Source organism: Flavobacterium sp., assembly GCF_044361065.1.
Classification (GTDB): Bacteria; Bacteroidota; Bacteroidia; order Flavobacteriales; family Flavobacteriaceae; genus Flavobacterium.
This window is the reverse complement of record NZ_JBIKJI010000093.1, coordinates 1-8,538: the sequence shown is the minus strand read 5'-3', so window position 1 is coordinate 8,538 and position 8,538 is coordinate 1. Positions and strand designations below refer to the sequence as shown.

The following is an 8,538-nucleotide window of genomic DNA, read 5'->3' as shown; positions in this document are numbered from 1 at the left end:
ACCCTGAAGTCTTTTAACAAAACTATGCTGAAAAAATCTAACATAAATGTTTCTGTTTTTATTATAAAATTGGGGAGATTTTATAATATGCAATTTGGGTGCAAAAACATTTGTCAAATATAAATATATTAAATGAAACTTTTTTGTAGAATGATTCCTACAAAATCGCGTAGACTTTTTAATAAAAAACACTATAATTTTCGTATATTTGAGTAACTAAATACTTCAAAATATGTTAAATCAAATATACGAAACGTGTGAATTCATCAAAGCAAAAACAAATTTCACACCAGAATACGGAGTAGTTTTAGGATCTGGCTTAGGGGGTTTTGCCGAAGATATTGCTATTGAATTCACCATACCTTATTCGGAGATACCAAATTTTCCAACCTCAACTGTTGCTGGCCATAAAGGTGCTTTACTTTTTGGAACTATTGGAACTAAGAAAGTAATCGCAATGCAAGGCCGTTTTCATTATTACGAAGGACATACGATGAAAGAAGTTACATTTCCAATTCGGGTAATGAAATATTTGGGAGTTTCTAAATTAATTGTTTCTAATGCTTCCGGAGGCGTAAATTCAAAATTTAAAGTAGGCTCAATTGTTTTTATTACAAATCATATTAATATGTTGCCTGAACATCCTTTACGAGGAATAAACGATGACAGATTAGGACCAAGATTTGTAAATATGAGTGAACCATACAGCCACCATATGATTGCAAAAGTTAAGGAAATTGCTAATGAAAAAAACATTCAAGTAGAAGAAGGTGTATACGTTGCACTACAAGGTCCAACGTATGAAACCCTTTCCGAATATAAAATGATAAAAAACATTGGTGGCGATTGCGTAGGAATGAGCACTGTTCCTGAAGTAATCGTTGCACGACATATGGATATGGAAACGTTTGGGATTTCAGTTATTACCGATATGGGAAATGAAGAAAATATGGAAAGTGTATCACACGAAGAAGTACTAAAAGCAGCCAAAAATGCCGAACCTCAAATTAGAACGTTAATTAAAGAATTAATTTGTTCTTACACGTAATTGGATTTCTAAATCTATTTTTATTTCAAATTAACATTACGTTCTTCGTATGATATTTATCATAAATATTTAGCGTGAATACCCATAATTTTGTGATAAATTCATAAAGTTATGTCGTCATTGATACAAAAATATAATGTGCCTGGTCCCAGATATACCAGTTATCCAACAGTTCCATTTTGGGAAGAAGAAGCGTTTTTAGAAAAAAAATGGATTCAAAATCTAACAGAAACGTTTAAAATTTCTAATCAAAAAGAAGGTATTAGCCTATATATTCATTTGCCTTTTTGTGAAAGTTTATGTACTTTTTGTGGTTGTAACAAACGAATTACTAAACGTCACGAAGTAGAATTGCCTTATATACAAGCCGTAATAAAAGAATGGCGCTTGTATTGCAATTTATTTTCAAGAAAACCCAATATAAAAGAGATTCATTTGGGAGGCGGAACGCCAACTTTTTTTTCTACAGAAAATTTAACTTTATTACTTGAAGGCATATTTGAAACAGCAAACAAAGCAGAAAGCTATATTTTTAGTTTTGAAGGACATCCCAACAATACTACAAAAGAACATTTGCAAACTTTGTATAATTTAGGTTTCCGAAGAGTCAGTTTTGGCGTACAAGATTATAGCCCAAAAGTTCAAGCAGCAATTCATAGAGTACAATCTTTTCATAATGTATCGAAAGTAACTTTGTTAGCAAAAGAAATAGGTTATACTTCTATAGGTCACGATTTAATTTACGGATTACCTTTTCAAACACTTCAGGATATTGAAGACACAATATTAAAAACAAAATCGCTTTTGCCAGATAGAATTTCATTTTATAGTTATGCGCACGTGCCTTGGTTAAAAGGAAATGGGCAACGTGGATTTCAAGATGAAGACATTCCGCAAAATGATACGAAAAGACAATTATATGAGTTAGGTAAGAAAATGTTACTTGAAATGGGTTACGTTGAAATCGGTATGGATCATTTTACTTTACTTACTGACGAAATGTATTTGGCATTTAAAAACAAAACACTACATCGAAATTTTATGGGATATACCGCTTCGAAAACGGAACTAATGATTGGATTAGGTGTGTCATCAATTAGTGATAGTTGGAATAGTTTTGCACAAAATGAAAAATCGTTAGAAACGTATTATCAAAAAATTAATAGCAATAATCTACCTGTATTTAGAGGGCATCATTTAACTTCCGAAGATGTAGTAATTCGTCAGCATATATTAAACTTAATGTGCCATTTTGAAACCAATTGGGAAGATGAATCTACTTATTTTACAGAAATTTATGACGTTTTAGATTCACTTCACGAAATGCAGTTAGATGGATTACTATATATAGAAAACAAAAAACTAATTGTTACTGATTTAGGAAAAGCATTTGTGAGAAATATTTGTATGGCTTTCGATTTAAGATTAAAAAGAGCGGAGCCACAAACAGAATTATTTTCAATGACGGTTTAAAATTAATGGCAATTTACTTCTGACTGAATATGTAAATTCATTGAACTTGGAGAAACGTATGGGATATTTAATCCAAAACCTCTTACAATAAATAATATCCCAATAAAAATAATTACTATCGGAATGGCTTTTTGAAATTTAGTATAAAAAGTAAACGAAGTACTTTTAAATAAATTAACTACAACAGTCATTAATGGAATGGTGCCTAATCCAAATAAAATCATATAGAAACTTCCTAAAAAAATGTGATTCATAGCCATAGCGCCAAACAGAGCAACATATACCATTCCGCAAGGTAAATACCCATTAAAAAGTCCAATTAAAAATAACGATTTATAACTTTTGTTTTTAAATTGTAGTCCTAATTGCGTTTTAACAGTAGAAATTAGTTTGTATATGGGTTTTGAAAAATTATACTGGGCTAATTTTTTTTCAGGAATAATGGCAATTAAAATCATTAAAACACCCACTAAAATAGATAATTGTTGTTGAAATCCTGCAAAGAAAAAACCAGTACCTAAAACACCAAATAGCAAACCTAAAGAAGCATAAGCCACTACTCTACCGAGTTGATAGGTAGCAATTTGGCTCCATTTTTTAAATGAATTATTTTGATCTATTGGGAGCATCATAGCAATTGGCCCACACATACCAACACAGTGCAAACTACTTATAAACCCAAATATTAGCGCAGAATAAAGCATTTTTTTTATAATTCAAATCGTAAATTAAAAATAAACCGTTTCCTTATTTAAATAAGCAACCTCATCTACATTCCAATTTATAGATATTTCCCAAAGACCGCCAATCAATTTATGATTAGGTATGAGCATTATTGGACTTGATAAAGAAATTTTCATTTCAAAATCCAACTTTTGATTTGACGGTCTGTATAGGGAAATAGTTCCTTTTATTTTTTTATAATCAATATCTTCAGGAAAATATACTTGAATGCCTTCTGAAGTTTTTACTACTTTTAATTTTGTTTTTAAGGCGTTAGAAAGATTTTGACTTTCAATGTCGCTTTGCACTTTACTTTCTTGTTTATAGTAATCATCAGCTACTAATTCATTATCATATTTTGAATTTGATTGCACCAAAAACACAAAAAATAATATAAACGTCATAAAGCTTCCAAAGCCTATAACTACACCTGTTCCCCAGTTAAATTTCATAATTGTTTTATTTTATTTATATTTTTAATTAAATGTTCTTGGACCTAAGAAATTAGTGGTAATAGTTTCTATAACTTTATTTCCTTGATGTACTTCAATATTAATTTTTGTATTATCGGTTTCCAATAACACCAATGGAACTTCAACAAATAAAGTTCCTGTTGCAGCATTAGCTTTCTCAACGTGCAACGTTTCATTCCCAACTAATTTTAATGTTCCTTGTTTGGGATGAATCAACTTAAAAGTAATATTTTTTAAATTATCATTCGTTTTATTGATGATTCTGTACGTATATACATTACTAATGTTTTTTCCTTTTTCTTCGTACAACTGACCTGATAATCTTAAAATTTTCGTATCAACTTCTGTTCGCAATAAAATCATTGACACCATCACGGTCGTTAATATTACTAAAACAGCAATATATCCTTTCATCCTTGTGGTTAATTGGAATTTTTCCTTTTTTGAAATTTCTACTTCACTTGCATAACGAATTAATCCTTTAGGCAAATTCACATTCTCCATCATCAAATCACATTCGTCCATACAAGCCGTACAATTGGTACATTCTAATTGTGTACCGTGACGAATATCAATTCCAGTAGGACAAACATTTACACATTGATGACAATCAATACAATCACCAATTTTTTGTTCTTTTCGGTCTTCATTTTTCTTAAATTTAGCTCTTCCATTTTCACTTTCACCACGAACATAATCGTAAGCTACAACAATGGATTTATTGTCTAAAAGAACACCCTGCAACCTTCCGTAAGGACAGGCTATAATACAAACTTGTTCTCTAAACCAAGTAAAAACAAAATAAAAAATTCCTGTAAAAATGGATAATACTACTAATGTTTTTACATTACTTAGTGGCCCTTCAACAATCATCGCTTCAAGTGTATCGCTTCCAACTAAATATGCTAAAAACACATTGGCAATACCAAAAGAAATAATCAAAAACACAAACCATTTTAGTACGCGTTTTCTAATTTTTTCTGCGTTCCATTCTTGATTTTCTAATTTTATTTGAGCACCTCTGTCGCCATCTATCCAATATTCAATTCGTCTGAAAACCATTTCCATAAAAATAGTTTGCGGACAAAACCAACCACAAAATATTCGACCAAAAGCAACTGTAAACAACGTTAATCCAACTACACCTGTAATCATTAAAATTACGACCAAGTAAAAATCTTGAGGCCAAAAAGGCATTCCAAAAATATTGAATCGGCGATCTAATACATTAAATAATAAGAACTGATTGCCATTTATTTTAATAAACGGACTTGAAAGTAAAAACGTTAATAATACATAACTTAGTACCTTTCTTCTATCGTAATATTTTCCTTGTGGTTTCTTTGGAAAAATAAATTTTCTCTTTCCTTTTTCGTTTATAGTTCCAATGGAATCACGGAAACTATCGTCTTCAATATTTGACATTTATATTTGTATTTAGCATTCGGCTGAAACAAATTTGGGCACACTAATGAATCCAAACTGTTATTGTTTTTTTGCAATAGTATCGGTTACAATCAACTCGGCAGTGTTTGATTTTGCGGCTCCATCTTCATACCACACGTCACCTTCTGGTGCTTTTCCAACGGCTGGCTTAGTCCCTTGAAGCGATAAAACGTAACTTGCCACTTTTTGAATTTCTGTAGGTTTTAAACTTTCTTTCCAAGCTACCATTCCTTTTCCTGGACGACCACCTTCGGTAATTGTTTTAAATAAATTTTTAATTCCACCTCCTAAAATCCAGTTTTTATCTGTTAAATTAGGACCAATGGCTCCACCTCCATCAGCTTTATGACAAAGCACACAATTGGTTGTGAAAATTGCTTTTCCCTCTGCAACTGCAGCTGGCTCCGTAAGTAAAGTAACTTTTTCTTTATTCATTAAATCTGGAGCGGTTTTATTATATTCTTCTACTTGCTTTTCAGCTAAAGTATTGTCCATTACATATTCTTGATCTTGTGTGTAATCTCCAACTATATGAAAACGAAATAAATATACCAACGCAAACACAATAGTAGCATAAAACAAGCCAGTAAACCAAGGTGGCAAACCGTTATCTAATTCTTTAATTCCATCATAATCGTGATCTAATTGAATGTCTTTCTCATCTTCAATTGGTTTTAAAGCCGAAATTTTAAACATCCATTTTTTATACAACTCGGATTGTGTAAATGGTTTAGCTTTATCAATATCAAATTGCACTTTAGCTTCTTCTGATAATAATTGATACGACACATTGTCAACGGCATTCAGTATAACTTCTATTACTATAAAAATGAAAATTAATAATACGTGCATTAATGGCACTATTGGATATTTTACAAAAGCTGGACGGTCTCCAGAATCAATAAAATATTCTGATAAGGCAAAAACAATTAGGTAAAAAAACGGAAACCTAATGTAAACTGGAATATATTTTCTCATAATCTTGTTGTTTTATTTCTCGTTAAAAGGTAATTCACTCATAATTTTCACTTGTTCTTTACTATAAGACAAAGCGTACACTAAGTAGGAAATAAATATGATAAAGAAAATTACTAACGATATTATTGGATAAATTTCTACTCCATTAATTCCTTCTAAGTTGTGTTTTACAAATTTCAACATAGTCCTTATTTTTTTACTTTAATATCTGTTCCTAAACGTTGTAAATAAGCAATTAAAGCTACAATTTCTCTATCTTTCATTTGTACGAAAGTTTCACCTGTAATTTTTGCTTTTTCTTTACTTGCGGCATACGATTTAGAGAAATTTGGATCGGTTTCTAACCCTTTTTCAATTTCAGTAGCTTGTTTTTCAATACTAACAAAAGCATTTGCTATTTCAGCATCCGTATAAGGAACACCTAACGTTTTCATAACACTCATTTTCTTCTGAATGTCGTCGTGTTTCATTTTCTTGTTATCAAACATCCATTTATACGCTGGCATTATAGAGCCTGTTGTGGTTGCTTGTGGATTCCACATATGGCTAAAGTGCCAACTGTGTGGGTATTTTCCACCTACTCGCATTAAATCTGGACCTGTTCGTTTTGAACCCCATAAAAAAGGATGATCATACACATATTCTCCTGATTTAGAATATTCACCGTAACGTTTTACTTCGCTTCTAAATGGGCGAACCAGTTGAGAGTGGCAATTGTTACAACCTTCTCTGATATATAAATCCCTACCTTCTAATTCTAATGGTGTGTATGGTTTTACACTTGTAATCGTTGCTATGTTAGATTTTACAATTAACATAGGTACAATTTGAATTAATCCTCCAATTGAAACGGCAAGAACTGTAAGAATTGTAAATTGAACGGGTTTACGCTCTAACCAAGCGTGTAATTTTTCATTTCTCAATCTGCTTGATGCGATTACTGGTAGCGCAACTGCTTCTGCTTCTTCATCTGTAACAGCTGAACCTGCTTTTACTGTTTTAATTACGTTGTAAACTCCAACTAAAACACCTGCTAAATATAACACACCACCGATGGCACGCATAGCATACATTGGCATAATTTCAATAACGGTATCCATAAACTGACCGTACATTAAAGTGCCATCTTCATTAAACTGTTTCCACATTAATGACTGTACAAAACCAGCAACATACATTGGTAATGCGTATAAAATGATACCTAATGTACCAATCCAAAAATGAAAATTGGCTAATTTTTCTGAATATAGTTTTGTTTTAGTAATTCTTGGAATTATCCAATAAATCATACCAAATGTCATAAAACCATTCCAAGCTAATGCGCCAACGTGAACGTGAGCAACAATCCAATCTGTAAAGTGTGCAATCGCATTTACATTTTTAAGCGATAACATTGGTCCTTCAAAAGTAGCCATTCCGTAACCTGTAACTCCTACTACGAAGAATTTTAAAACCGCGTCGGTTCTAACTTTATCCCAAGCACCTCTTAATGTAAGTAACCCATTAATCATACCTCCCCAAGATGGAGCAATCAGCATAATTGAAAATACCACACCTAAATTTTGTGCCCAATCTGGCAATGTAGAATATAATAAATGGTGCGGACCTGCCCAAATGTATAAGAAAATTAAAGACCAAAAGTGGATAATTGATAATCTGTATGAATATACCGGTCTGTTAGCCGCTTTAGGTAAATAATAATACATTAATCCTAAAAATGGTGTCGTTAAGAAAAAAGCTACTGCATTATGACCATACCACCATTGCACTAATGCATCTTGAACGCCCGCATATACTGAATAACTTTTAGTTAATGAAACTGGTATTGCAATACTATTTACAATGTGTAATAAGGCAACTGCAACAAAAGTGGCGATGTAAAACCAAATAGCAACATAAATATGACGTTCTCTACGCTTAACAATAGTTCCAATCATATTAATACCAAATGCTACCCATACTAAAGCAATAGCAATATCAAAAGGCCATTCTAATTCGGCATATTCTTTTGAAGTAGTAATTCCCATTGGTAAAGTGATCGCCGCACCTAAAATAATAAGTTGCCAACCCCAAAAGTTAACCTGACTTAAAAAATCGCTATACATTCTGGCTTTTAGTAAACGTTGTAAAGAGTAATATACTCCTGCAAAAACGGCATTACCAACAAACGCAAAAATTACTGCATTGGTATGTAAAGGTCTTAATCTACCATAACTTAACCACGGAATACCGTCTGTTAAATTTGGAAAAAGATAAAATAAAGCCACAAGTAGTCCTACTGACATTCCGACTACTCCAAAAAGTAGCGATGCATAAATAAAATTACGAACGATTTTATTATCATAACGAAATTGTTGCATTTCCATAATTAATGTTTATTTAGTTTTAGTTTTTTTT

The 8,538-nt window shown here is 31.8% G+C and carries 8 protein-coding genes; 2 read left to right on the top strand and 6 right to left on the bottom strand.

Annotated features, from left to right (window positions below):
- Positions 1-232: 232 nt before the first annotated feature.
- Both ACIQ11_RS06820 and hemN read left to right on the top strand, forming a co-directional pair.
- The gene (locus tag ACIQ11_RS06820; protein WP_396153934.1) at positions 233-1,048 is read left to right on the top strand and encodes a purine-nucleoside phosphorylase; all 816 of its coding nucleotides are present in this window, start codon (positions 233-235) and stop codon (positions 1,046-1,048) included.
- A gap of 111 nt (positions 1,049-1,159) precedes the next feature.
- Positions 1,160-2,521: an oxygen-independent coproporphyrinogen III oxidase gene (gene hemN / locus ACIQ11_RS06815; protein ID WP_396153933.1), complete on the top strand. Its 1,362-nt coding sequence runs from the start codon at positions 1,160-1,162 to the stop codon at positions 2,519-2,521.
- A 2-nt stretch (positions 2,522-2,523) separates the two neighbouring features.
- On the opposite strand, the gene ACIQ11_RS06810 is transcribed toward hemN, so the two are convergent.
- From ACIQ11_RS06810 to ccoN, 6 genes are read right to left on the bottom strand one after another with little or no spacing between them, the layout of a single operon-like run.
- Positions 2,524-3,225, bottom strand: coding sequence for a sulfite exporter TauE/SafE family protein (locus tag ACIQ11_RS06810; RefSeq protein ID WP_396153932.1), 702 nt, complete (start codon positions 3,223-3,225; stop codon positions 2,524-2,526).
- 24 nt (positions 3,226-3,249) lie between these two features.
- Positions 3,250-3,696, bottom strand: a complete 447-nt coding sequence (locus ACIQ11_RS06805; protein ID WP_396153931.1) for a FixH family protein — start codon at positions 3,694-3,696, stop codon at positions 3,250-3,252.
- A gap of 24 nt (positions 3,697-3,720) precedes the next feature.
- Entirely contained in the window at positions 3,721-5,142 is a 1,422-nt protein-coding gene (gene ccoG / locus ACIQ11_RS06800; protein ID WP_396153930.1) for a cytochrome c oxidase accessory protein CcoG, read from the bottom strand.
- A gap of 60 nt (positions 5,143-5,202) precedes the next feature.
- A complete protein-coding gene (locus ACIQ11_RS06795; protein ID WP_396153929.1) occupies positions 5,203-6,141 on the bottom strand; it encodes a cbb3-type cytochrome c oxidase N-terminal domain-containing protein in 939 nt (312 codons plus the stop codon).
- A gap of 12 nt (positions 6,142-6,153) precedes the next feature.
- Positions 6,154-6,324: a CcoQ/FixQ family Cbb3-type cytochrome c oxidase assembly chaperone gene (locus tag ACIQ11_RS06790; protein WP_291241851.1), complete on the bottom strand. Its 171-nt coding sequence runs from the start codon at positions 6,322-6,324 to the stop codon at positions 6,154-6,156.
- A 5-nt stretch (positions 6,325-6,329) separates the two neighbouring features.
- On the bottom strand, positions 6,330-8,507 hold the full coding sequence (gene ccoN / locus ACIQ11_RS06785) for a cytochrome-c oxidase, cbb3-type subunit I (RefSeq protein WP_396153928.1): 2,178 nt from the start codon (positions 8,505-8,507) through the stop codon (positions 6,330-6,332).
- Between the last annotated feature and the right edge of the window lie 31 nt (positions 8,508-8,538).

Coding starts and splice junctions, on each gene's coding strand:
- ACIQ11_RS06820 (WP_396153934.1), top strand. CDS start 233: ATGTTAAATCAAATATACGAAACGTGTGAATTCATCAAAGCAAAAACA.
- hemN (WP_396153933.1), top strand. CDS start 1,160: ATGTCGTCATTGATACAAAAATATAATGTGCCTGGTCCCAGATATACC.
- ACIQ11_RS06810 (WP_396153932.1), bottom strand. CDS start 3,225: ATGCTTTATTCTGCGCTAATATTTGGGTTTATAAGTAGTTTGCACTGT.
- ACIQ11_RS06805 (WP_396153931.1), bottom strand. CDS start 3,696: ATGAAATTTAACTGGGGAACAGGTGTAGTTATAGGCTTTGGAAGCTTT.
- ccoG (WP_396153930.1), bottom strand. CDS start 5,142: ATGTCAAATATTGAAGACGATAGTTTCCGTGATTCCATTGGAACTATA.
- ACIQ11_RS06795 (WP_396153929.1), bottom strand. CDS start 6,141: ATGAGAAAATATATTCCAGTTTACATTAGGTTTCCGTTTTTTTACCTA.
- ACIQ11_RS06790 (WP_291241851.1), bottom strand. CDS start 6,324: ATGTTGAAATTTGTAAAACACAACTTAGAAGGAATTAATGGAGTAGAA.
- ccoN (WP_396153928.1), bottom strand. CDS start 8,507: ATGGAAATGCAACAATTTCGTTATGATAATAAAATCGTTCGTAATTTT.